The organism is Agarivorans sp. QJM3NY_29, from assembly GCF_050870835.2.
In the GTDB taxonomy this organism is placed as follows: domain Bacteria; phylum Pseudomonadota; class Gammaproteobacteria; order Enterobacterales; family Celerinatantimonadaceae; genus Agarivorans.
On the sequence record NZ_CP194036.2, the window covers coordinates 743,847 to 769,355 of the forward strand.

20 protein-coding genes are annotated in these 25,509 nt (G+C 43.5%); 13 read left to right on the forward strand and 7 right to left on the reverse strand.

All coding sequences use genetic code 11. The annotated features are described in order from the left end of the window. Positions 1-277: 277 nt before the first annotated feature. Positions 278-2,491 carry a right-handed parallel beta-helix repeat-containing protein gene (locus ACRRS0_RS03350; RefSeq protein ID WP_432454635.1) on the reverse strand — a complete coding sequence of 738 codons (2,214 nt, stop codon included), beginning with the start codon at positions 2,489-2,491 and terminating at the stop codon, positions 278-280. 86 nt (positions 2,492-2,577) lie between these two features. After that, on the reverse strand, positions 2,578-3,348 hold the full coding sequence (locus tag ACRRS0_RS03355) for an oligogalacturonate-specific porin KdgM family protein (protein ID WP_432454634.1): 771 nt from the start codon (positions 3,346-3,348) through the stop codon (positions 2,578-2,580). A 1,450-nt stretch (positions 3,349-4,798) separates the two neighbouring features. Between ACRRS0_RS03355 and ACRRS0_RS03360 the strand changes: the two genes are divergently transcribed. The 6 genes from ACRRS0_RS03360 (at position 4,799) to ACRRS0_RS03385 (ending at position 12,633) form a co-directional block, all read left to right on the forward strand. After that, a complete protein-coding gene (locus ACRRS0_RS03360; RefSeq protein WP_432454633.1) occupies positions 4,799-5,686 on the forward strand; it encodes a carbohydrate ABC transporter permease in 888 nt (295 codons plus the stop codon). Continuing rightward, positions 5,686-6,594 (forward strand): carbohydrate ABC transporter permease, encoded by a 909-nt coding sequence (locus ACRRS0_RS03365; protein ID WP_432454632.1) that lies wholly within the window; start codon positions 5,686-5,688, stop codon positions 6,592-6,594. Before ACRRS0_RS03360 ends, ACRRS0_RS03365 begins: the two co-directional genes overlap by 1 nt. Positions 6,595-6,611: 17 nt before the next feature. After that, positions 6,612-7,754, forward strand: a complete 1,143-nt coding sequence (locus tag ACRRS0_RS03370; protein ID WP_432454631.1) for an ABC transporter ATP-binding protein — start codon at positions 6,612-6,614, stop codon at positions 7,752-7,754. A 113-nt stretch (positions 7,755-7,867) separates the two neighbouring features. Then, positions 7,868-9,151 (forward strand): ABC transporter substrate-binding protein, encoded by a 1,284-nt coding sequence (locus ACRRS0_RS03375; protein ID WP_432454630.1) that lies wholly within the window; start codon positions 7,868-7,870, stop codon positions 9,149-9,151. Between the two features lie 359 nt (positions 9,152-9,510). After that, positions 9,511-11,181 carry a hypothetical protein gene (locus ACRRS0_RS03380; RefSeq protein ID WP_432454629.1) on the forward strand — a complete coding sequence of 557 codons (1,671 nt, stop codon included), beginning with the start codon at positions 9,511-9,513 and terminating at the stop codon, positions 11,179-11,181. Next, the gene (locus ACRRS0_RS03385) at positions 11,182-12,633 is read left to right on the forward strand and encodes an EmmdR/YeeO family multidrug/toxin efflux MATE transporter (protein ID WP_432454628.1); all 1,452 of its coding nucleotides are present in this window, start codon (positions 11,182-11,184) and stop codon (positions 12,631-12,633) included. 18 nt (positions 12,634-12,651) lie between these two features. Here ACRRS0_RS03385 and ACRRS0_RS03390 read toward each other — a convergent pair whose 3' ends face one another. The 4 genes from ACRRS0_RS03390 to kduD all read right to left on the reverse strand — a co-directional run bounded on the left by ACRRS0_RS03390 (position 12,652) and on the right by kduD (position 15,642). Further along, positions 12,652-13,563 carry an alpha/beta hydrolase gene (locus ACRRS0_RS03390; RefSeq protein WP_432454627.1) on the reverse strand — a complete coding sequence of 304 codons (912 nt, stop codon included), beginning with the start codon at positions 13,561-13,563 and terminating at the stop codon, positions 12,652-12,654. Between the two features lie 72 nt (positions 13,564-13,635). Then, complete coding sequence (locus tag ACRRS0_RS03395) at positions 13,636-14,274, reverse strand: RpiB/LacA/LacB family sugar-phosphate isomerase (protein WP_432454626.1); 639 nt, start codon at positions 14,272-14,274, stop codon at positions 13,636-13,638. 49 nt (positions 14,275-14,323) lie between these two features. Next, positions 14,324-14,647 carry a cupin domain-containing protein gene (locus ACRRS0_RS03400; RefSeq protein WP_432454625.1) on the reverse strand — a complete coding sequence of 108 codons (324 nt, stop codon included), beginning with the start codon at positions 14,645-14,647 and terminating at the stop codon, positions 14,324-14,326. Positions 14,648-14,880: 233 nt separating this feature from the next. Then, entirely contained in the window at positions 14,881-15,642 is a 762-nt protein-coding gene (kduD, locus tag ACRRS0_RS03405) for a 2-dehydro-3-deoxy-D-gluconate 5-dehydrogenase KduD (protein ID WP_432454624.1), read from the reverse strand. Positions 15,643-15,984: 342 nt separating this feature from the next. On the opposite strand from kduD, the gene ACRRS0_RS03410 reads away from it, so the two are divergent. After that, entirely contained in the window at positions 15,985-17,190 is a 1,206-nt protein-coding gene (locus ACRRS0_RS03410) for a hypothetical protein (protein WP_432454623.1), read from the forward strand. A gap of 46 nt (positions 17,191-17,236) precedes the next feature. Here ACRRS0_RS03410 and ACRRS0_RS03415 read toward each other — a convergent pair whose 3' ends face one another. Further along, positions 17,237-18,691: a lipopolysaccharide biosynthesis protein gene (locus ACRRS0_RS03415; protein ID WP_432454622.1), complete on the reverse strand. Its 1,455-nt coding sequence runs from the start codon at positions 18,689-18,691 to the stop codon at positions 17,237-17,239. A 444-nt stretch (positions 18,692-19,135) separates the two neighbouring features. Between ACRRS0_RS03415 and ACRRS0_RS03420 the strand changes: the two genes are divergently transcribed. The 6 genes from ACRRS0_RS03420 to ACRRS0_RS03445 all read left to right on the forward strand — a co-directional run bounded on the left by ACRRS0_RS03420 (position 19,136) and on the right by ACRRS0_RS03445 (position 25,493). Then, the gene (locus ACRRS0_RS03420) at positions 19,136-20,275 is read left to right on the forward strand and encodes a glycosyltransferase (RefSeq protein ID WP_432454621.1); all 1,140 of its coding nucleotides are present in this window, start codon (positions 19,136-19,138) and stop codon (positions 20,273-20,275) included. A 152-nt stretch (positions 20,276-20,427) separates the two neighbouring features. Further along, positions 20,428-21,621, forward strand: coding sequence for a glycosyltransferase family 4 protein (locus tag ACRRS0_RS03425; RefSeq protein WP_432454620.1), 1,194 nt, complete (start codon positions 20,428-20,430; stop codon positions 21,619-21,621). Next, positions 21,618-22,145 carry a serine O-acetyltransferase gene (locus tag ACRRS0_RS03430; RefSeq protein ID WP_432454619.1) on the forward strand — a complete coding sequence of 176 codons (528 nt, stop codon included), beginning with the start codon at positions 21,618-21,620 and terminating at the stop codon, positions 22,143-22,145. Before ACRRS0_RS03425 ends, ACRRS0_RS03430 begins: the two co-directional genes overlap by 4 nt. Continuing rightward, entirely contained in the window at positions 22,146-23,318 is a 1,173-nt protein-coding gene (locus tag ACRRS0_RS03435) for a glycosyltransferase family 2 protein (RefSeq protein ID WP_432454618.1), read from the forward strand. It begins immediately after the preceding gene. Next, a complete protein-coding gene (locus tag ACRRS0_RS03440; RefSeq protein WP_432454617.1) occupies positions 23,315-24,505 on the forward strand; it encodes a hypothetical protein in 1,191 nt (396 codons plus the stop codon). Before ACRRS0_RS03435 ends, ACRRS0_RS03440 begins: the two co-directional genes overlap by 4 nt. A 79-nt stretch (positions 24,506-24,584) precedes the next feature. Further along, a complete protein-coding gene (locus ACRRS0_RS03445; protein ID WP_432454616.1) occupies positions 24,585-25,493 on the forward strand; it encodes a polysaccharide deacetylase family protein in 909 nt (302 codons plus the stop codon). Positions 25,494-25,509: the final 16 nt, after the last annotated feature.

Genomic DNA, 25,509 nt, shown 5'->3' on the forward strand with positions numbered 1-25,509 from the left:
ATCATTTTGAAAAGCCAAATGTGCAATATCAATCATTCGAGTTTAGTCGGTTGATATTTCATCGTAAAAATTAATTTTATAGAGAATATTTTACCGAAGATGCGTGTTGTTTATCATAAGTACATCTGCTTTTATTAACTTAAGTTGTTCCCAATAATGATATTTTTTTGTTTCTGTGACGCGGCTAACGACTCGCTTTGTGTCACCATGAGTAAAGGCTTAGCCCTTGATTGACTAAGAGCATAAGCCTTCATTGAACGATGAACTTACCGATCGTCTATTTTAGTAGTTGTTGTAATTTTTTGGCTTGCGCGTCCCCTGGAACCTTGTCTTGAGTATTCACTTTTGACGCGGCTTTTAATTCATCTAATTGGCTTATGTCCACTAAGTTGCCATTTTGGTCAGTGGCTTTTCCATCAATAATAAATTGGTTGCCATTGAGTGTGCTGGCATTGACCACATCACTGTATTTACTCTTAACAAAGAAGCGATAGGATTGATTATCGGTGAAGTCACCTTGTTTGACTGCGTCAGAATAGGGGCTCTTGCGAAACAAGAAATTGAAGCGAGCGTTATCGATAGCGACGTTATTTTCTAGTATCAATGAACCAGGATTGAAGTTGTCGGTAAATCCATCCATGTTGTTATGGAAGGCGATACTGTTTTTCACCACATGGGCAACGGGCAGACCTTCCCCGCCTAGTTTAAAGCCATTGCCGCGGGTGCCTCCTTTGCCTTTTACGGTTAAGGTTTGACCGTTCATGTAGGAAATGGAGTCAATAATTGTCACCGCACCATTAGAGCCATCTTCGACCTTATTGAATAAATCCCAGCCGTCGTCAATATTGTGGTGAGAGATACAACGAATGAAAGTATTACCATCACCGACACGTATTTTTGCCGCAAAACCGTCGGCATTAATTTGCGAATCATCCATATTGTTAAAGCTAATGCTATCGCTAACCACGTTATAGCTGGCCCATAACGCACGCCCAATGCCCTTGGCAGACGAGATCTGAAAACCAGTATCGGGGGATTGATGAGTGACCATGTGAGCAAAATTATTGTGACTGCCGTGAACATTGGTTCGGGCGCCAATCACTTCAAGACCGGATATATTCCAGTAACTCGCATCATGCAGGTAGGCGTCGGTAATGCGAACCTTGTTGCCCTTGGCTTTTAGGGTTTTCATATGGTCGGGGGTACCACTGGCAGAGATAGGGATTTCTAAACCTGGGTAATCGCCGTCCTCGAGTAAAATTGTGCCGCCCGGGGGGACCAGTTGAATGGCGTCGGCTAAGCTGAGTCGACCATTGTCACCCTGTGGATTCACCAAAATTTGCATTGGGTTCTTCAGCGCTTGTTTCACCACCTTATACTGAGTTTGAATCGCACTGGTATCTGGACCTTCCAGTGGCGTGAAGCTCAGATCAAACTTAGTATTGCTTTGTGCTAATTGTGTGGGGTAGCTAAACATTTCGCCCGCAGCCACATGCTGGTTTTCCACCAAACTCTGTCCATCTTGGCTCAGGCTAAATTGACCACTGTAATTGGCTTGGGCTTGTACGGTGTAATGATTGGTCGCCGAGACCTCAGGAGACATCGCTTGTACAATCGGAGTTTCCATTTTGGCAACAAAACGGGGCGCATCCGCGGTGTTGGCTTTGCTTAGTTGGAGTTTTACCTTGCTCACGGTCACTTTCGCATTCCGTGAAGCAAAGAAGCCAAGGTATTGATGGGCAGGGTCTTGCATTTCAACAACGTTGGCATTGGCCCCTTTGACTGCTTGGATTTGTTCAAGTTCACCATGGCGATAGCTAACACTGTAACCGGTGTTGGTTCGGGTTAAACCGATTTGATAAGTTTGTGCTGGGCCGTAAGGCACACCTTTGATGAACTCGTCGCGTTTCATCCGGTTTCCGCCTGTTCCCCAAGGCTGGTAAATGCCTTCACGGTAAGTGGCGTTGATATTGATTAAGCCATTGTTGGCTTTTTTATTGGCTCGTAAGATGGCTGCAACCATGTTGGCTGCAGCCGGAAATTCTTCTAAACCTTCAGGCTGAGGATCGAGTCGTGGTTTACCGATCACATCGCGCAGCATAATGCCTGCGCCTTCTTGGCGATTGGGTTTAGATCCCGTTTCTGGGCCTAATTGTTCTAAAGTGATGGTGGCTGAAAGACTAAAATTTACATCGGTGGGCAGCTTGGTGTAATAGAAGGTCATCCCTTCATGAGAATTGGCAATTTTTCCACCACGGCTTTCAATGGTGAATTGATTGGCCACTGGGCCAGGTTGCACGGGCTGTCCATTCACGGTGACCTGATTGGTACCAACTTTTTCCGGTAAAATAGTGGAGCCAAAGTTAAGGTCGGTGGATTGGCCAAAGGTAATGGCTTGCCAGACTAAATCATCCGCACTTGCGGCATAGGCATTCAACGCATTGAGCGTGAAGGCCGAGGAAACGCAGACTACAACGGTCGATAATTTCATTAGGGATACCTATATTAAAAAAGCCTATTTTGAAAAGGAGAATCAAAATAGGCCTTGGTTTAAAAAGTAGTAACTATGTGACTAGCTTAGAACTTGTATTTCATACCGATACGGAAGCGAGGACGCCAGATATCTTTTGCCGCTTTAGGAGAACCTACACCCCAAGCATTGTCATATTTATTGTTGGCGTCTTTATCTTTGTCTGGTGCTAAGCCAATTTCAATAAATGGAGACCAGTTACCTTCGAATCCTGTATAAGTCGCTTTGGTATTAAACTCACTGAACCAAGCTTTTTTATCTTCCCAAGCGTTACCTTTGTTAGCACTGTTCCAAGTGTAATCAAATGACGCGCCGAGTTTCCAATCTTCAAAGCCTTTATAACCAGCTTCGAAGGTCCAACGATTGTAGTGGTTATTTGGCTTGTCAACCGTTGAACTCTGTCTTTCGTAGTTGTAACGATGACGCCAAGAAACTGCCCAAGCTTTGTTAATTTTGTAACCCAGGGTCAAGTTGAACTGGTGACTTAATTTAGTAGAGCCAGATTCCCACTTATATTGTGGTTTTAGCGAGAAGCCAGACTTGCCGATTTTGTATAGGTAGCTGATGTTGGCTTGTTGGCCAGAACCAGTGTAATCACCGAAAGCGTCATCATTTTTATTGTTTGCCCATTTGGCTTCTACTTCGAAACCGATACCATTTTTAAGGCGGTGACTAATCGAAATACGGTCTTTATGTTTCGCATTGTTACCTTTATAAGATGGTTGGTATTCGTGACGCATGTTTACAGTTGCCGCGCTGACTGTCGCACTTGCGAATAAGCCAACGAGAACTGCGGTTGCAATAGTGCTTTTTCTCATTATGAAACTCCGTTTTGTTTTAATGGGTACACGAGTTCAATATAAGTGCTGTTTTTGTTTTGTAAAGATGGGTTAGCAGAGAAATGTGATCCAATATAAATAGTGATAAATATTGACAGTTATATTTGTGATCTAGCTCCGGAGAATGTTGGTGCTAGCACTTCATTTATGGTTGACACAGCACCGTGCCAATGAACATATTTGATGCATTTGATAGTCTTTATTTAGCAATTTTTGGTAACGTTTTCGCCATATCGTGAATAATTAATCAAAAGAAGCTTTTCGATAGACCTCTTTATTTAAGAGCTAGGGTTTTGTTGTTTGTAAAATTAAATTTTTATATGAAAGTTGTTTTTAATTTGCGTGAGTTGCATCAACTGTAATTTAGTATCGTCTTTGAATAGACTATTACCGATAGCTGTATCGCTAAATCATGTGCAGTCGCTCACAAATCACCATCTGTTGACTCTTTAGTTATTAAATGCTCATTCGTTTAGATTTAAAATTCAAGCTATGCATAAACTCATTTTATGCGATTATCGGCTTGTGGACCGCTGACTTCTCAAAACCTCCTATGATTGGTACTTACTGGCAACCCGTTATATTTGAAGGTTAGTAGCTCTCATCAACTGGCTACTCGTTTGGTTTTCTTTTAAAGTGTTGATTTTAAATATTTTTTTAGTTTATTTGTTGTTTGTTATGACAGTAATGATAAAGAGTTAATATTGTTGCCACTTGTTTGGTGTTTTTTTGGAAGTTCATCTAAGGCTTAGCTCTATGGCTGGGCGCTTGCATCGATTTCCGTTCATTCGAAACTTGTTGTATGTCAAATTCTCATTATTTTATCGCTCACTTTTAGAGATATAAATCAACGCGCAGAGTCGTACTTTAGCCGAATCAAATATGTTGAAATGCTGTTGCTCTATTTATGTCTTAACAAATTAGAGTTGTTATACTTGATATAGGTATTGATCTTTCTGGTTCCGCGATGCTTGCCACTTAGACTTGTCTATAAAATAATGCCTAGTCAACACAACACACTAAATTAGAGTATTCTAATGTTGGTGACTTTCTTAAAAATAACATTAAGCGCTATAATTTTTTCTAGTTTCAGGATATAGCACCAAGCTGAATCGCCTGATCGTCTTTATCCCCAGTTTAAATTTTTCCTGACATCAATGCAGCCATTTATGGACGTTTTTGTCATGACAGAAGTGTGATGTAGATCTCGTTATTGTTGGGGTAGATGGTATTCAACTCAAATAACGGAACGATGTTTCACATTTTTTGTAGATATCTTTTAAAAAATAAAATCACTGATCACATTTATGGTTTTATTGAGTGGCACTTATGGATTTCTGCGTGTTTAATATAGCTAACAGCTAAAAGGTGGTGTTATACACAGTCCGCCACTTTTTAGAGGATTACTAGAACTATTAAGGACGAAAAAATGTATGAAAGTCGTAGGCTTGGTTTAGCGTACCTATCCCCCTATATTATAGGGTTGATAGTGTTTACCGCTTTTCCATTTATATCATCGTTTTTTATGAGCTTTACCGATTATGATTTGATGACAACGCCTAAGTTTGTCGGCATTGAAAATTATCGTTATATGCTCGCTGAGGACGATTTGTTTTGGAAGTCAATGGGCGTGACATTTATGTACGTTTTTTTGACAATCCCAGTAAAATTGGCATTTGCTCTTTTTATTGCTTTCCTTCTTAACTTTAAACTAAAAGGTATTGGGTTCTTCCGTACGGCTTACTACATTCCTTCTATCTTGGGTAGTAGTATTGCAATTGCGGTATTGTGGCGAGCTTTGTTCGCGATTGACGGCGTATTGAACGGTTTGTTAGCGGTGGTTGGTGCCGATCCAATTAACTGGTTAGGCGAACCTGCATTTGCGTTGTTCTCGATTACTTTGTTACGGGCTTGGCAGTTTGGTTCGGCGATGGTTATCTTCCTTGCTGCATTGCAAAACGTGCCTCAGTCTCAATATGAAGCCGCTTTAATTGATGGTGCTAGTAAATGGCAAATGTTCATGAAAGTGACGGTGCCACTGATTACACCTGTAATTTTCTTTAACTTCATTATGCAAACCACTCAGGCTTTCCAAGAGTTTACCGCTCCTTATGTGGTGACTGGTGGCGGCCCCATGAAGTCGACTTACCTCATCTCTCTTTATATTTACGAGACGGCGTTTAAGTTCTTTGATATGGGCTACGGTAGTGCATTGGCATGGGCTCTGTTTGTTGTTGTTGCCATCTTCACTGCAATCGCATTCCGTTCATCTAAATACTGGGTATTCTACTCAGGTGATAAAGGAGGTAAGGCATAATGGCTACTTCTATGTCTACAGCCGAAAAAGCACAAGTTGCTTTGGCGAATAAAGAAAACGACCGTACTATTCGTCGTGAGAAAATTAACGCGACTATCCGTTACATTATCTTAGGTGCTGTCGGTTTTGCGATGCTTTATCCTTTATTATGGATGTTCTCTGCGTCGTTAAAACCAAACCATGAAATCTTTAGCTCAATGAGCCTATGGCCACATGAGTGGAGCATGGAAGGTTTCATCAATGGTTGGAAAACCGGTACCGAATTTACCTTTGGTCATTACATCTACAATACCTTTGCATATGTATTGCCAAAAGTATTCTTTACTGTGGTTTCTTCAACGATTGTTGCTTATGGCTTCGCTCGTTTTGAGATCCCCTGGAAAGGTTTTTGGTTTGCAACCTTGATTGCCACCATCTTATTACCTCAATCAGTATTGCTGATCCCTCAGTACTTGATGTTCCGCGAAATGGGTTTATTGGATAGCTACTTGCCACTTTACTTACCGTTGGCATTTGCAACTCAAGGTTTCTTCGTATTCATGTTGGTTCAGTTTTTACGGGGTATCCCAACCGATATGGAAGAAGCAGCCATGATTGACGGTTGTAATTCGTTCCAAATTTTATGGTACGTCGTGGTACCGGTGATTCGCCCTGCGATTATCTCGGTAGCATTGTTCCAATTCATGTGGTCGGTGAACGACTTCCTCGGCCCACTTATTTATGTATCAAGCGTAGAGAAGTACCCAATTGCTTTAGCTCTGAAAATGTCTATCGACGTTACCGAAGGTGCTAGATGGAATGAAATCCTAGCAATGGCGTCTATCGCAATTATTCCTTCAATCGTAGTGTTCTTCATGTCTCAGAAGTACTTCGTTGAAGGTGCTGCAAGCAGTGGTATTAAAGGTTAGTTTTCGGAGTTAAGACAATGGCAGAAGTTAAATTTAAAAAGTTAGAAAAAGTATATTCAAATGGTTTTAAGGCCGTTCATGGCATCGATTTAACCATTCGAGATGGCGAGTTCTTGGTAATTGTGGGCCCATCAGGCTGTGCAAAATCAACAACCCTACGCATGCTTGCTGGTTTAGAAACCATCACCGGTGGTGAAGTCACCATTGGTGAGAAGGTAGTGAATAACCTTGCACCGAAAGACCGTGGTATTGCGATGGTTTTCCAAAACTATGCTTTGTACCCACACATGACTGTGGCAGAAAACTTAGGTTTTGGTTTGAAACTACAAAAATTACCTAAAACCGAGATTGAACAACGAGTAAATGAAGCGGCAGCAGTCTTAGAAATTGAAGACTTACTCGACCGTTTGCCTCGTCAGCTTTCTGGTGGTCAGGCACAACGTGTTGCGGTAGGTCGAGCGATTGTTAAGAAACCTGAAGTGTTCTTATTCGATGAGCCACTATCAAACCTTGATGCCAAACTGCGTGCTTCAATGCGGGTTCGTATTTCTGACTTGCATAAACACTTAAAAACAGAGAATCGTCCGGCTACAGCGGTTTATGTAACTCATGACCAAACTGAAGCGATGACCATGGGTGACCGCATCTGTGTGATGAAACTGGGTGAAATCATGCAGGTTGATACACCTGAAGATTTGTACAACAACCCTGTGAACATGTTCGTAGCGAGCTTTATTGGCGCACCAGAGATGAACTTGTTCGACGTGAAACTTGAGGAAAAAGATGACTCATTAGTCGTTAACCTTGATGGCCAGATTTTGACCTTGCCGCCTCAAAAAGTCGCGAATATTCGTGCCAATGGTTTTACTGACACTGTATTTGGGGTTCGTCCAGATAATATTTCTCTGGCCTTAACTGCCGAGAACGTTGCGGGCGAACAAACCTTGAAAGGCGACGTTATTCGTATGGAAAATATGGGTCACGAAGTGTTTGTTTACTTCAAAGTAGGCAGCCATGAATTGACCGCTCGTGTTCCTATCGATGATGTGAAAGCAGTTCTAAATATGGAACTGAAGAAAGATGTGACCTTTATGGTGGAAACCGCTAAGTCGCATATCTTCGATAAAACAACTGAAAAAAATATCTCTTTAGATCATTAATTTGAAGTAAAAACGTAACGCGCGTCCACAACGGACATCGGTGGACGCGTATCTTGAGTAAAACTGAAGTGAACATTTCTGAACACAAATAAAATAGCTTGGAGGCTATAATAATGATGAAGAAAACACTACTGGCGACCCTAACAGCGCTAACTCTTGGAGCAATGACTGCGAGTGCATATGCACAAACAGAATTGCGTATGTCTTGGTGGGGCGGTAACAGTCGTCACCAGGCAACCTTAAAAGCCATCGAAAAATTCCATGAGAAGTACCCTGATATCGTGGTAAAAGGTGAATACACTGGTTGGAGTGGCCACTTGTCTCGTTTGACCACCCAGGTTGCTGGTAATACTGAGCCTGATGTTATGCAAACCAACTGGAACTGGTTACCTATCTTCTCTAAAAATGGTACCGGATTTTACGACATGAATGGTCAAGCCGGTGCTTTGCATTTAGATAATTTCCCTAAAACTGCGCTTAATATGACTACTATTGATGGCAAAATTAATGGTTTGCCAGTTAGTATTACTTCGCGTGTTTTTTACTACAACAAAGACTCTTGGGCTAAAGCTGGCGTTGATTACCCTAAAACTTGGGAAGATTTTAAAACTGCTGGTCAAGCTTTCAAAGCTAAATTGGGCGCAGACTACTTCCCGTTGGTTGTAGAGTCGCGTGACGTATTTGCAATTAACCGTTCAATTTTCATTCAAAAATACGGTAAAGACATCATCAATCATGATTCAAACTTATTAGACTTCAGCCAAAAAGAAATGACTGAGTTCTTCCAAGTTTACGTCGACATGGTTGAAAATCATGTATTCCCTTCTACCAAGCAGTTCGCTTCTTACGGTAAAGGTAATATGAACGAAATGCGCCCTTGGATCGATGGTCACTTTGGCGGTTTGTACATGTGGAATACATCAATCAAGAAATACGCTAACAACTTAGCTCCACCACAATCAATGGAATTAGGTCCATACCCAATGGCGCCTGGTGCAACTGATTCAGGTCTGTTAACTCGCCCATCAATGATGTTCTCGATTGGTCGTAACACTAAGCACCCAGAAGCGGCTGCTAAGTTAGTTAACTTCTTGTTGAATGATCCTGAAGGTGTTAAAGCAATGGCCGATGCGCGTGGTGTTCCACTAAGCAAATCTGGTCTTAAAACTTTGAAAGATGCAGGTTTAGATACCAACAGCTTGCCATTCCAAGGTTATACGCTTGCACAAGAGTTACCCGTGGACGTGTTGCCAACACCTTATACAGATAACGCTCAGTTAATGGAGTTATTTGCAGAAGAAATGCAACACTTAGATTATGGTCAATCGACTCCAGCTGAAGCTGCGAAGAACTTCTTACGCAAAGGTAATCGTGTATTATCGCGTATTTCTAAATAATCTAGATTAACCTCGGTTAATTTAAGCACCCCAGAGATGGGGTGCTTTTTCATTGTAAAAGATATGCGGTTTACTGAAGTGGATTGCATTGCTAAGATTTGAAGTTGCACTTCAAAAGCTTGCCTACCGTCAGCACCCTGTCGATATTGTTGTTTTGTAACGTAAATTCAATACATCGATGACAGTCCAATCAAGCCCTGAACAAGTGGCTAAAAATTTATTATGTCGTGGCTGTCGTGTTCTAGCGCATAAAGCTAGATAGCTGACGCATTGTACGCAGCGAATCACCTAGATAACGCTGTTTTAACTGTTAACTTGATGTCCTTAAACGAGGATATATATTTTCGATGGAGATCGTTATGTCTGATACTCGCCAATCTTATCTACCGCTTCTTACTGACTATTATCAAAAGTTATACTCATTGGCCAAAGCAAGCGATACTCCGTTGTTGGCGGATGGCCTCGATAGCCGTGACAATTCGGCGATTCAGTGGACTTACCCTGATGGGACCAAAGTACCAATGAGCAATTTGGCTAGCCAACAAAATTTCTTTCGCGGTTTAGTGGCCCTCTCGACGATTACCGGAGAGGCATGTTTTGCGGATCAAGCCAAGCAAACGGTGGACTACTTTTTAGAGCATTATGTTGATCAGGCTAGTGGTTTATTCCATTGGGGCGGCCACCGCTTTATTCATCGCGACAATGGCAATATTGAAGGGCCAGCGAGTAAAGAGTGTGTGCATGAACTCAAACATCACTTTCCCTTTTATGACTTTTTATATCAAGTGGCCCCCGAAACCACCCAAAATTTTCTAAAAGGCTTCTGGTCGGCGCATGTGCTCGACTGGAATAAGTTAGATTTAAGCCGCCATGGACAATACCTGACGCCTTGCCCCGATGATGTATTTCAGCAGCATCAGCCAAGTGCAGTCGTTGATCCGAGCAAGCTACCAGCCTTACCCGAAACGGTAGGTCTTACTTTTGTCAATGCGGCCACCGATTTGGTGTATGCAGCTTGTCATTATTATAAATATAGTGGCGACCAAGATGCGGCGACTTGGGCGAAACACCTTTACCATCAATTTGTTTTAGCGCGTCACCCAGAGACAGGCATGCCGGTCTATCAATATTCTTCTCCGCTGCAGCGTGAACCTATTCCCGAAGATGATAGCCTCACTTATTCTTGGTTTGGCGATCGTGCTAAACGTCAGTTTGGGCCCGAATTTGGTGATATTGCCCGCGAAGCCAATGTGTTATTTAGAGATTGTTGGCCTGTTGTGGTTGATAATCCACTGGCTATTTTAGAGTGCGCCAAACAGCTTAACGACCCGCAAATGGCGGCGTGGGCAGTTGATGGCATTAAAGCTTACTTTCAATATGCTTGGGATGAAGCGAGTAACGAGATCATTCCAATGTGGAATAGTGGTCAAGATATGACCGGGTTTGTATTACCACGAGATGGTTACTACGGGGCTAAAGGTGGACAAATCAAACGGCATGCTGCCGATCCATCCTATTTGCTGCCGTTAGTGCGAGCCAGTGTGCTTAGTGATAATTCAGAGTTAAGAGCATTAACTGCTAGCATGTTTGCTCGTTTTGGTTTGGGGGAGCTGGATGCACAGTCGCTGGCACCTATAGCGATTGCTGAGCAATCTGATTTGAGTTCTGCTTATTTAGTCTTTGCACTACTAGAGTTATATCAAATTAGTCAAGATAGTCGATTGTTGAGTTTGGCAGATTTAGTGGGGCAAAACCTATTGAAGCAGCACTATCATCGCGGTTACTTTTTGGCCAGTAGCGAACACGTTTATGCGCGTCTTGATGATCCGATCCCCTATGCCTTGTTAGCTATAGAAGCCGCCTATAAAGGTCTCTATTCTGCGATTCCTGTCGCCATTTCTAAGGGTGGCTACTTACATGGGGAACGTTTAGTGAAAGGGGAAGTTAAAACCGTATACGACTATGACGTATTGTATAGCGAAACCTTAGATGGTCGTAGCTTTATTCCAGAGGGGTTAGCAGTAAATTAATTGAGCAGACAAATACTATCTAAAAGTCCACAAGTATTGACATCATCACTAAGCCCAGCAATCCAATGGCGGTATTACTACCGCTATCGGGTGTTGTTGGCGCGTAACATTATTCCCTTCGCGTGGCCAATTTTAATTGAGTTAGCTTGTGTGGTGTTAATGGGGATCGTCAGTACTATTCTGGTGAGCCGATTAGGAAATGTACAAACCGCTGCCGTTGGGGTGAGCGATAGTGTTACTTTTATCATCATTTCTGTGCTGATGGCTGTGGGACTAGGGGGCTCGGTGCTGATCGCCCACGCTTTCGGCAAACGAGACATGCAAAAAGTCGGCGCTGGCGCACCACAAGTGGTGAACTTGGCGATTGTGTTCAGTTTGTTGGCTGGACTTGGCATTTTTGTTTTTGCCAAACCATTGTTACAAGTTATTGCTTATGGGGCTGACGAGCAGGTGATTGCGATGGCGGCCACCTATCTGAAGACGATTGCTTTTAGCTTTCCGGCTTTGGCGATTGTGTTTGCTGGCAGCGGGGTATTGCGAGCGGTGGGGAATTCTCGCTTACCCGCGATGAGCAACATTCTGATGAACCTTCTGAACATTGTATTTAGTTATCCGTTGATCTACGGATTTCATTGGCTTGGTGGTGATGTTTGGCAAGGTTTTGGCTTGATTGGTGCTGGCCTTGGGATATGTGTTGCTCGTTGGGCGGGCGCATTGATGATTCTGTATTGCTTAGCCAATAATCAGCATTTTAATCTTAAGTTGAAGTCGTATATTACAGCCTTTAACCGGATCATTTTAAGAGAGATCTTGGGGATTGGCATTCCTGCTAGCGTTGAATCGATGATGTTTAACGTTGGCAAATTGATCACTCAGATGATGGTTGCAGGGATGGGCACCGCAGCGATGGCTGGTAATGTGGTGGCCTTTTCTATCGCATTATTGATTAATATACCTGGGAATGCCTTGGCGATTACCTGTACTGTGTTGATCGGTCGGCGTTTAGGGCAAGATAAACCGAATGTGGCTCAGCGGGAACTGCGATTATGCTTCTACTTTGCAACCGCACTAATAGTCTCCTTTGCTGGCTTGAGCGCTTTGTTTGCCGAGCAATTGGCGCGACTCTATACCAGTGAACCCGAGGTGATTGAGATTGTAGTCAAGTTGATACATATGAATGCCTTGATGTCGCCAATATGGGCTGCTTCCTTCGTATTACCAAATGCCTTTAAAGGCGCGAAGGATGTGAAATATACGATGTGGACCGCGATTGTCAGCATGTGGGGTTGCCGGATTGTTCTGGGTTATGTCTTAGGTATTGTCTGGGGGTTGGGCGTATACGGAGTGTGGTTGGGAATGTTTGCTGACTGGTGGTTCCGAGGAGCGTTATATTGCTGGCGTTTGATTAATCTGCGTTGGTTGCATCCGTATCTTCAATCTAAGTCGGGATAAGCGTACAGAGCTCGATTGTCACTTAGACGCAAACTGGCTATTGATCCATTGCTGCAAGAGTTGTGGCCACACGGCAAGCGGCAAACCTTCGGTCTTGCTGATACCAAAGCCATGGCCGCCACGTTCAAATAAATGTAGCTGGGTCGCTATTTGATGGCGACTCAGCGCTCGCCATAGTCGCAAGCTATTCTCTACACTTACTGAGGGATCGTCACTGGCATGCAGGATGAAGCAAGGCGGAGTCTCTGGGCTGACTTGTTGTTCGAGTGAATAAGCTGCAATTTGCTGAGGACTCGGATTTGTACCAATTAATAGTTGACGAGATTCTGGATGGGCAATGGCTTGCTCCATGCTTATCACCGGATAAACCAAGGCGCTAAAATCAGGCCGTGCACTAAAGCTATCGATGTGATCATGGTGCGGATAAATGACCTGCTTAAATTGGTGACTGAGCCGCCCTGCAACATGACCGCCGGCGGAGAAACCGAGTACACCAATGTGCTGTAATTGCCAGCGATGGGCATGCGCTCGGATCCAGCGAAGCGCACGTTGAGCGTCGGCTAGTGGAGTATCTGCGGCGAAGCGGTGACCGTCGCCTGGCATTCTATAATTGAGTATAAAAGCGTGATAACCAAAGTGATTGAGCTGCTTTGCGATTTCACTCCCCTCTTGATCAATCACCACTCGACGATAGCTTCCTCCCGGTATGATCAATACGCCAATGCCTTTACTTTGCTTACTGGGATAGATGATTATTTCAGGATCCTGGGTTTGACTGAGCGCTCGATTAGGCGCTGCGAGATGGTGACTTCGTTCAGTGACTATTGGCTTAAGATGGGAACTGTCTGATGGCTCAGACCATAAGCGGAAGACTGCTTGTTGGGGAAATAGTTGCTGAACCGATTGAAGGGGGGTCGTGATTAGGGACATACTTGGATCGCTAATATTGAGATGAATAAAACCAGCCCGAGGGGGCTGGTTTAAACGCTGGGGTTTAATCCATTACTTAATTAATGAATTCACGTAATCAGCGATTTCTGGTACTTGGCAGTTTGCAAAGAAACATTCTTGGAAACGCGCACCAGTAACTGCAGTTTTGACTAGTTCTTGGTCAATCGCACGTAGTGTATCTAAGTAGTTGTCTTTCACAACTGCCGCTTTCACGGTGTTTAGGATACCTGCATTGCGTTGTTGTGGTTCAGCACGTTCGAGAGGGTAACCTTGGCCACGCTCGCCAACTAAGGCTTTTTCGAAGATGTAACGAACGTTTAATTCAGCACCCCAACCAAAACCTTTGGCAAAGGCCAACGCAAGAGCATTACCATTGTTAATCTGGTTGAATAAGAAGGCATCTGAAGGATCTAAGCAGTAACCACAAACGACACCAGGGTGAATGTTACAAGACATCATTGCGCCTTGGCCAGTACCACAACCAGTGACGACAAAATCAACTGCTTTTGAATTCAGTAAAATGCTGGCAATAATACCAAGGTGGATGTAAGTCAGGTGATGGTCATTCTCATCACTCATACCTACGTTGTAAACTGAATGACCTAGAGGGTCAGCCACGTAGTTTAGTTCTTTTAAAACAGTAGCGTTTTTTCCGGCTTGACTGTTTTCCATTAATAAGGCGACTTTCATTAAATATACTCCCGCTTGAGAAAGCTAAATAGCTTTCTACTATTGATAATTATGAGACGAAATCTTTACGCATTGGTGTGAAGTTATCGAGTAAAACACCAGCCTCTAAACAAACACAACCGTGCATCACGTCGGGTTCTTTGTAGAGTGTGTCACCGGCTTTCACGACTTTAGTTTCATCGCCAATGGTGAATTCGAAGGCCCCTGAAAGAACATAGGTTAACTGCTCGTGTGGGTGATTATGCATCGGCCCAACAGCGCCTTTTTCAAAATGTACTTCCACCGTCATGATGTTGTCGCTATAGGCGAGTACCTTACGTGATACTCCATTACCTAAGTCTTCTAAGGTAATGTCTTGATTAAATACAAACATCGCTCTCTCCTTTATTGCTAAGGCTGCTTCCCCTTTCGCTGGAGCATTTGGACAAATATTTGTCCACTAATGCTCAGCTGGGGCTTGTGACGCAAATTTTAAGTTCAGCACGTCATACTCAAGTACGAAGATGACCAGTCAGCGTGCAGAACGTATCCGCGGTATATATCAGGGAAGCCTGATATATCTGCGTCTGCGGCACTGAATAAGGAGCATCTGCGTTTATTTTCTCGTTAGCGAGACAACCAGCCACCGTCGACAGCAATGGTGTAACCACTGATGTAGTTAGAAGCTTCTGATGCTAAAAATACGCAAGGACCAGCGACATCGCTAGGTAAGCCCCAACGACCCGCAGGAATACGATCTAAGATTTCTTTGCTACGAGCTGCATCGTTACGCAACGCTTCGGTATTGTTAGTTGCCATATAACCAGGGGCAATAGCGTTTACATTAATGTTTTCTTTCGCCCATTCATTAGCCATCAGACGAGTGACGCCCATCACTGCACTTTTTGATGCAGTGTAAGACGGAACGCGAATACCGCCTTGGAAAGACAACATTGACGCGATATTGATAATTTTACCGCCATTTCCTTGGGCAATGAATTGCTTGGCAACCGCTTGTGACATGAAGAATACTGACTTGATGTTAATGTTCATGACATCATCCCAGTCTTTTTCACTAAAATCGACAGCATCTTCACGGCGAATAATACCAGCGTTGTTTACTAAAATATCAATTTTACCAAACTCACTTAGCGCAGTGTCAATAATGCTAGGGATATCATCTAATTTCATGAGGTTAGCGCGTACATCGATGAACTTACGGCCAGTTTCAGCCATTTTCTCAATGGTTTCTGTTGGCTCAACAATGTTAACACCAACGATGTCACAACCCGCGGCAGCGAGGCCAAGTGCCATTCCTTGGCCTAAGCCCGTATCACATCCGGTCACAATAGCGACCTTGCCTTCAAGATTAAATGAATCAAGAATCATAACTTCTTCCTTTATGTGTAGTTAAATTTGTGGCTGGAGCAAAAAGCCCGTCACCGTTTCTATATTTATAATTGAGGTATCAGAAACGCTGTTCAAATAATATTAAAAAGCGGTTTTAAAAAAGAAGATCAAAGTCGTGTTTTTTTATTTTGAGGTCATTTTTTATTGCTGTTGGAAGCTTTTTGACCATTTTGTGAGCAGGTTGTGGGGGCTGATTCGTTGATATCGTTTTCAATAAGTCGTTATTTTTTTATCGCATGTCGAACTGTAACTACTATTTATTGTGAAGATCGACTAGCCTAAGGACATTATGGGCTTTCATGTTTATCAAGGAAGATAACAATGGACATCGGTCCAATTACGATAAAGCAATGCCAAGATGTGGTGGTTTATCAAGTTGATTTCGACCTTAAGCAGCAATCGCACAGTCTGTGGTTTGAGCTAAACTTGCCTGGAGCTTTGTGGCCGAGTGAGAGTGGCGATGCCGCCATGCTGGCTTTATTGCTTCCGGCTATGTTGGCCAATGAAAATATTCATGTGCGTGGCAGGGTTTCTGCTCAATTACTGTTTCACCTCAATGGTGCTTATCAAACCTTGGTACGGCAGGTGATCCCTTATCTGCATCAGATATATATATCCGCTGATAGCTGTTGTGATCGTTCCAGCCAGGCAAAGGGCGTCGCCACAGGGTTTTCTGCAGGTGTTGATTCATTCTGTAGCTTGAGGGACTATTATTCAGAGCAGACGCCCGATGCTCTTAAAATTACTCACCTCTTATATAACAACGTAGGCTCTCATGGACATGGAGCGGATAAAGAACAGCTATTTCATGCGCGCTATGATCGATTAAAGAAAACTGCAGATGAATTAGCGCTACCCTTTATTATGATTAATTCTAATTTAAATGAGTTTTATGGAAAGGGCTTAAATTTTCAGCTAACCCATACAATTCGCAACGCATCGGTAGCGCTGTTATTACAGGAACATATTGGGCATTTTTTGTACTCATCAGCTTATGTTTACGCTGATTTATTTGTTGGTCCAAGTTATGACATGGCTTATAGCGATACCTATAGCTTACCCTTGTTATCTACAGAGTCCTTAATTTGCCATTCGGTTGGCAGCGAATATACGCGTGTTGAAAAAACCAAAAGAGTCGCAGAGTTACCGGCCTCTTACAAGGTATTAGACGTATGTGTGGTGGCCGATAATGCTGAAAATTGTTCACAGTGTGAAAAATGTTTAAGAACCTTATTTACGTTGGATATGTTAGGTAAGTTGGAGCTTTATCAGCACTGTTTTAACCTCGAGCGTTATCAACAACATCGGGCAGGGTTTATTCGCGACATGCTGATTAGTGACGACCCGCTGTTAAAAGAGATCCTTGATTGGACCAAGCAACATCATTTCCGCATTGAAAAGACGCATTATTTCGCGGCTTTGCTACTTTACATGCGACGTTTCCCATTGCTGTTCCTGCATCGACTTAAGATTTTTACCAAACGCCATTTGGTTTCGATGGGGCTCTATCAACCGAAGTCATATTAAGCCACTTAATTTACCACGCAATAGAGAGTGCATATTTTGGCTAGGCTTATGCTCGTTTCAGTAACTGCTTGGCTTCTTGGAATACTTTACGGTCAATGATCAGTAGCCCTGTTAGGTAGACGCTAGCACCGATCAGAATGCTGAAGAGCAAGATAACAATCGCACTAAAATCTGCGAGTAGTGGTTTGCTGTAATAAATACTCAGCATCATTAGTGCACCTGCGAAAGCGGGGACTGCAATGTGTTTAAACAAGTCCAGTAAAGGTATATTGATCCCTCGGCTGTTATGTAATACGACGATTAAATAGGCAACCGGGAAGGCGCATAACCAAGCCATTGCCAGACCATGTGCCCCATGGTGGGAGCCGACATAAATGCTGGGCACTAATACGGTCAGTAATATGGTCGCATTAATGAGCATGTGTCTCACCTTTTTAAGGCTTTTTAGCGCAGGATTAAATAGTTCTTCACTAAACCTGAGTGGCATCACCAGCAAAATCAGTGTTGCAGGCGTGACGGCATCTAACCATTTCTCCCCCAATACCAGTGGGATGAGTTGTTCGACGGTGGCAGCTAAGCCCCAAAAAATAGGTAAAGTAATCAGTAAACACAGCTTTTGTGATTTAATCACATAGCTGGCGATCATTTTAGGTTGGTCCTGAATTTTGGCGAAGGCGGGAAAGGCGACTTGACGTAGGATAGGCATTATTTTCTTTTGCGGCATCATCGCGATTTGTAAGCAGATGGCATATAAACCGACTTCTACTGGCGTCATCACACGGCCAGCGATCACGATATCTATATGTGAGAATATATAAAACATGATGGTGAGTAAGCTCAGTCCGCCACCAAATTTGAGCATCCCGCTGATTTCAGAATAGCTGAAGCTAGGCCAATAAGTTATCGGGCGAATAGCCATGACCATGCTGGCCTTCAGTAGATAGAACAAGACCTGCCCATAGATAAGTGCCCAGAAGCCATAGCCTAAGTAGGCCAAAATTAATGTGGTCACTGCAGCAGCCGCGTTGGCTATGCCTTCGATAATCGAAACTCTTTTAAAATCCATCTCTTTGGCGAGCAGTGCCGCTGGAATAATTTCAAAAGCCATGATCAGCACACACCATGCATTTACTTTTAAAATGGCTGCGACTTCAGGCGACTGGTAATAATGGCTGACGGGGCCTGCCAATAAATATTGCAGACTAAAAATGCTGAGATGCACAACAATAATCGCACCAAACATCTGTTTAAGGATATTGGTGTTGAGTGCTTGATGTTGAATTAAGGAGGAACTAAAGAGCGAACCTAGGATTAACACAAAAAAACCGGATAAAACATCGGCCATGGCCACTAGGCCGTAATCTTCGGGGGATAATAATCGAATCACCCAGAAGGTCATCACCCATCTTAAGGTTTGGGTCGCTATTTTTCCTGCGACAACCCATTTTAATGAAGTGAGAACTTGGCTTTTTAAATTCGTGTGCTTTGATGCGGCCGTCATCGATTCGACTTTCCTTTGTCCGTTTCTACTGCTTAAACGCATTGGTTTACTAGGTGCTTAGGATATTACGAACAGGCCCTGCGTCTAACCGATGGCATCTTCGTTGATTTGTTCTCCTGAACTCAAATAATGGTCAATCTGCTTACTGTCACCGGACAATATCTAGGTTCGAAAAAGGATGCAAGTACTTTACTTTCGCATCCGCTGATCTTTGAAGAGCGCGTGAGTGCAATGTTCGTTATCGATTGATTCCTAAAGAGGAAACTAACCCTGCTACGAGTGACTCATGAGGCGGTCGATGTTACTGTTTGTTCATCGAATTTTTGGTTATTTATGCTATTTTAACAACAGTGGGTAAAAAGCGGGTATTGCTAACTAGCGAGCAACCGATTTTATTCATTGAGCGTGGATATAAAAAATGGATTTTGGGTCAATCAAAGATGGATGAACGAAGTGACGATAGATAAGCCGAAATTGGTTATGGTAACGAATTTGTATCCACTGCCTTGGGAACCGAACCGGGGCAAGTTTAACTATCAGCAGTTTGCTTTACTGCAGCAAGATTACCAGTTGGCGATCTTGGTTCCGGTTGCATTTACCGATTGGTGGCGAAATCGTCGACAGATTAAACAAAGCACCGAGTTGCGCTATTGCCCATATTTTTATACACCTAAAATTGGCCGTCGCTTTTATAGCGTGACTATGTTTTTGTCACTGCTGATACACAGTGGCTTATGGTTATTCAAATTTAAACCTCAGCAGCTCATGGCATGCTGGGCATTTCCTGATGCGGTTGCTTGTAGTTGGCTTGCGCGGTTATTTTCGCTCCCCTTTTTCTTTAAAGTTCATGGTTCTGACATTAACCAGCTAGGGTCTTATCCGGGCCGAGCAAAACAGATCAAGGCCGCGGCCGATAAAGCGATATCGATCTTATCCGTATCCCAAGATTTGGCAAAAAAACTGGTGAGCTTGGGGATTGAAGAACAAAAGGTGAAAGTCATTTATAACGGCGTCAACCATCAGTTGTTTGACCAGTGCTTGCCAGCAAAAATGGCCGATGATTACTTATTGTATATTGGTAATTTAAAGCATGATAAGGGCGTGGTGGAATTATTGCAGGCCTTTACGGCGATAGCTGAGCAATTTGCTGAGCTTAAATTAGTTTATGCTGGCAGTGGGGGGATGCTGGCAAAATTGCAACAAATGACTGCAGAGGCGGGTTTAACTCAACGGGTGGTTTTTTTGGGGGCGGTTGCGCATGAGGAACTCCCCCAGTGGTTAGGTCATGCTAAATTATTGGCCTTACCCAGTTATGCCGAAGGGGTGCCAAATGTGGTGCTTGAGGCGATGGCTTCCGGTACTCCGGTGTTGGCGACTAAAGTGGGTGGGATCCCAGAAATATTTAACCCTGCTTTATGCGGTTGTTTAGTCGAGCCTCGTAATACTGAGGCTGTAGCGAAAGGCTTACAGACGATATTGGAGCAAAGTTGGGATAAAGAGGCGATAAAAGCTTGTGCTGCACCTTTTACTTGGCAACGAAACCAGCAGCAGCTGTTGAGCATGCTTAGCCAAGCGGAGGACTAAGCTTGTTTGGCCTTTACGCAAAAAATATGGTGTAGGGGACAGACCGAATAATTCTCTGTAATTAATAACATTTTCTGACTAATTTTGCTAATGTCAGCGTATTCTCAGCAAGGACTTATCCGTTGCTGCAAGCTAGGGAGAGCTTCATAAAAATGAACATTTTATTTCATCACCGAACGCGAGGAAGAGGCGCTGAAGGGGTGCATATTCGGGGTGTGGTCAAAGGTTTACGTGAGCTTGGTCATCAAGTGAAGATCCTCTCTCTGCCTGGGGCCGACCCCGAAGAGGAATTACCCACCAACAACGAGCCAGAGCCTTCTGCGACGGAACAACCTGCCGCCCCGAAACGCGGATTATTTACCCGCATCACCGAATTGACTAAATATACCCCTGAGTTTGTATTCGAGCTATTTGAGCTGGGGTTTAATGTTATTGCTTGGTGGCGTTTACGTAAGACCGTTAAACAACAAAAGGTTGAACTGATCTATGAACGTTATTCCTTATTTATGTTTGCGAGTGTTTGGTGGGCGAAGCGTCACCATCTGCCGATTATTTTGGAAATTAACGATTCCTGCTTAGTGCATCGGGTTCGCCATTTATTCTTTCAAAGTTTGGCGAAGCGGGTGGAGCAATGGATATTTAGCCATGCGACTGGTTTGGTGTTTATTTCCAGTCGTTTTCAGCAGGTCGCGGTTGATACTTATCCTAATATTGCTCCTTCGGTTGTCTCTCCTAATGCGGCTGATTTAGACCAATTTGTCATTGATGAGCAAGCGGCACAACAATTACGCCAACAACTACATATTGAAGATAAGGTGGTCGTTGGTTACGTCGGCGCATTTGTCCATTGGCATGGTATCGACTGGTTTGTTGATATGATCGCGGAACGATTAAAAGATTACCCTGATATCGTCTTATTACTGGTTGGAGATGGCGCTTGTTATGAGTCGATAAAGCAGCGGATTGCCAGCGCGGGGGCGGAGCAACAAATTATATTGCCGGGGAGAGTGGCCCATGATCAGGTTCCAGTTTATTTGTCGGCGATGGACTATGGTATTTTGCCCGATTCAAATGATTATGGTTCACCGATGAAATTATTTGAGTTTATGGCCATGGGCAAAGGGATGGTTGCGCCAGACTTTACGCCAATCGCCGAAGTGGTTGCCGATGGTGAAACCAGTTGGTTATTTCCAGCTAATCAGCGTCAAGCCTGTGTTGAACGGGTGTTAGATTTGTCCCTGAAGGCCGAAGAGCAGGCCCTGGTGGGGCGCAATGCGCGGCAATATATCGAGCGTGAAAGACAATGGCGGCATAACGCTGAACAACTACTGACTTTGGTGAAATGATGGAATTTTTAAAAGCAGACTTTCGACGTAAGCAACAAATATTTGCCGATGATGGGGCACCAACCAGTATGTTGCGCATTGTGATGGCGGATGGTTCTAGCGCCAATATTATTTACCGAACCATGCGCTGGTGTGCGACTCACCAATTAGCCTTGCTTGCTTATTTTTTTCAATGGTTGAATAAGTTTCTCAATGGCTGTGTGATTGGTAGTGGTGCAGAGTTTGGCCCTGGCTTTGTGATCATGCATCCGGTTGGTATCGTGATTAATTCTAAGGTGAGTGGCGGTGCAAATATCACTTTGGAAAGTGGCGTTGTGATTGGGGATGAAAAGGGCAAGTCACCGCGCTTGGGGAATGATATTTTTGTGGGTGCGGGCGCTAAAATTGTGGGTGATTTAGAGCTTGAAGATCTGGTGAAAGTCGGCGCCAATGCGGTCCTTACAAAAAGTGCTCCTCGGGGAGCGACTATGTTGGGGATCCCTGCGAAGGTTTACCATAAAGCCGAAAATGAGGCTGTAGAATAAATGGAACTGGTATTTTGGTTAGCAGTCGCGTTGATCGTCTATGGTTATACGTTGTATCCCTTGTTATTGTTGCTTTTTAGCGGCATAAAGCAAGCTGTTCGAGACACGCGCTATCTTTGGCGACGTCATGAGCGACGCTCTTACGAACCGAAACAATGGCCTTCGGTATCGATTATTATCGCCGCTTACAACGAAGAGCAGTGCCTCGCTCAGCGGATCGACAATCTGTTAAAGCTCAGTTATCCCCAAGATAAACTGACGATTCATATTGGTTCAGACGGTAGTACCGATCAGACCAACTCTATTTTAAGAGCCGTTGAAGCCGAACATTTTCAAGCGCATATCTTTGAACAAAACCGCGGTAAAATAAATGTACTGAATGACCTGGTTGATCAATCTGAAGATGAAATTTTGGTGATGTCTGATGCCAATACTGATTTTGCAGTTGATGCGATTGAAAACTTGGTGAGGCATTTTGATCGGCAAGAGGTCGGCGCGGTATGCGGAGAACTTCATTTAGTGGATTCGGAGTCTGCGGATAACAAAGATGGGATTTATTGGCGTTATGAGCAAATGCTGAAGTTTCATGAATCTCGTTTAGGTGGTTTACTGGGAGCCAATGGGGCGATTTATGCGATGGCTAAACGCTTCTATCAAGTTTTACCAGCGAACACTATTGTTGACGACTTCATGATTGTCATGAATGTCTCTAAGGCTGGTAAGCAGGTGATTTACGAGCCCAATGCGGTGGCTTATGAAGAGGTTGCGCCTTCTTTAAAGGAAGAAGAAAATCGCCGAATTCGGATTGGTACCGGTAATTATCAAGCTTTTAATCGTTGCTTATGGGCTTTAAATCCCTTACGAGGGGCTCGGTGTTTTACTTATTTTAGCCATAAAGTACTGCGTTGGTTTACGCCGCACTTTATGTTAATTGCTTTGGTGAGTAACTTACTGCTCATTGGTCAGCCACTTTATCTGTTGCTGCTAGTGTTGCAACTGTTCGTCTATACCGTCGCGGCATGGGGAAATAGCCGCAGTAAACAAGGCAAAAAGCTGCCCGGGAGCATTGCTTTTTTGACCTTTTTTGTGGCGATGAATACAGCTTTATTGAAAGGCTTTTATGCTTTCTTATTTAAAAATGTGCAAGGAACTTGGCAAAGGACGTCACGGTGATTATCTCTTTAATTTTGTTATTCATTTTACTTGCTGTAGCGGCGGTCTTGTTGATCATTCGTAAGAAGCAAATGCATCTGTGGTTAGCGCATTACCTAAAGCTTAAATTGAAGCCTAAGGCTCACTTTGAAGGGCCAACTCATATTTTATTTTGCTTTGTTGATCATTATGAGCCGCAATGGGGCAAAAATATCAGTTTAGAACAAGAGCGAGCCAGAGTTGACCGCTGGTTTCATGATTACCCAAAAGTGGCGGGTAAACATCAGGATGCAGACGGATGTCATCCAAAACATTCATTTTTCTATCCAGAAGAAGAATACCGTTTTGAACACTTAGCCAAAATAGCTGACTTATGCGCTCGGGGTTTTGGTGAGATTGAAGTTCATTTACATCACCATGATGATACCAGTGACAATTTGCGTAAAACACTGGAAGGATTTACCGAATTATTGCATCAACAGCATGGCGCATTTATGCGTAGTGAAGCGAGCGGAAAGCTTCAGTATGCCTTTATTCATGGGAATTGGTGTTTGGATAATTCTCATCCCGATGGCATTTTATGTGGTGTTGATGATGAATTAATCGTCCTTAAAGAAACCGGTTGTTTTGTTGACTATACCTTTCCTTCGGCACCGAGTGCTACGCAACCTGCGACGGTAAATTCTATTTATTATGCTAAGGATGATCCGCATGCTGCTAAATCGCATAATAAAGGCCAAATGGTGAAAGTGGGTGGCAAGATGTGGGGCGATTTGATGTTGATCAATGGCCCCTTGGATTTAAATTGGAAAGTGCGTAAAAAAGGTATTTTTCCGCAAATTGAAAATTCAGATATTCGGACGAGCATGAAACCGACCAAGGATCGAGTCGATTTATGGGTGAAGTCGAATATTCATGTTCAGGGACGGCCGGAATGGCGCTTTATTAAAATACATACTCACGGTACGCAAGAAGCCGATATGCCAACTTTACTTGGTCAGCCTTTTGATGAGATGTGTGATTACCTAGAGCAAGAATATAATGATGGCCATAACTATGTCTTGCATTATGTGTCGGCCCGCGAAATGTATAATATTGCCAAAGCGGCGGAAGCGGGTAAAACTGGCGATCCTCATCAGTATCGTGATTTCTTAGTTGCAGCGCCAAATTATAAGACCTTAGCAAGCAGCGGTGATAGCCTTGCTTAGGGCATTGTGTAAACAGTCTATAGTTAGATTTTTTAACTGTCGACGACGGCGCTGGAAGACTCCTCAAAATGGCTTATATGTGTTTAACTATCATCGTATTGGTGATGCTGCTGGCACCGACTTCGATCCGAACATATATAGCTGTACCGCCGAAGTATTTGAGCAGCAGTTGGTGTTTTTAAAAGCCAATTTCACCTTGATTTCGGAGGCGAATCTATTGGCTTTACTGGAAGATGACCAACCTCTGGACCGTGCTTACGCCTTGATTACTTTTGATGATGGTTATATCGACGCCTATCAATGTGCGTTTCCGATATTAAAAAAGCATCAGCTGTCGGCAGTATTTTTTGTGGTTACAGACTTTGCTGAAGGAAAGTCGATTGCTTGGTGGGATGAGATAGCTTGGTTGATTCGGCATACTAAACTATCGAGTATCAAGCTTGAACATTGGCGCAAGAAGGTGGATTTATCCAACGCAGACTTAAAACTTAATATCCGTAAGGTGCTCAAAGCCTTTAAAGAAGATAAACAGTTGCCTATGAGTGATAAATTGGCGCAGCTGCGTCAGTTATGTGGGGTGAAAGACATCCCTGAAGTGACTCTGTTCGCGAATTGGCAACAGTTGAAAGAAATGTCTGATGCGGGAATGAGTATTGGCTCACATACCATCGACCATCCTATTTTGGCTCACCTTAGCGACGAGCAACAAATGCGCCAATTGGCGGTATCAAAACAGCGTATAGCTGCGGCCACTGCTCACGACGTAAACTTAGTGGCTTATCCGGTGGGAAATAGTGGTAGTTTTAATGGTGTTTCCGAAACCTTGGCTCGAAATGTTCACTATAAAGCGGCCTTTTCATTTTATGGTGAGGCTAATTATTTCTTAAGTGAGAGTAATCGTTTTAATATTGATAGAATTTCCGTGGATGGCAATAAAGATGAAGCGGCCTTGAAGGCGCAAATTATGGCGCTATCGTCCAATACCTGAGTCAAGACTACCAGCT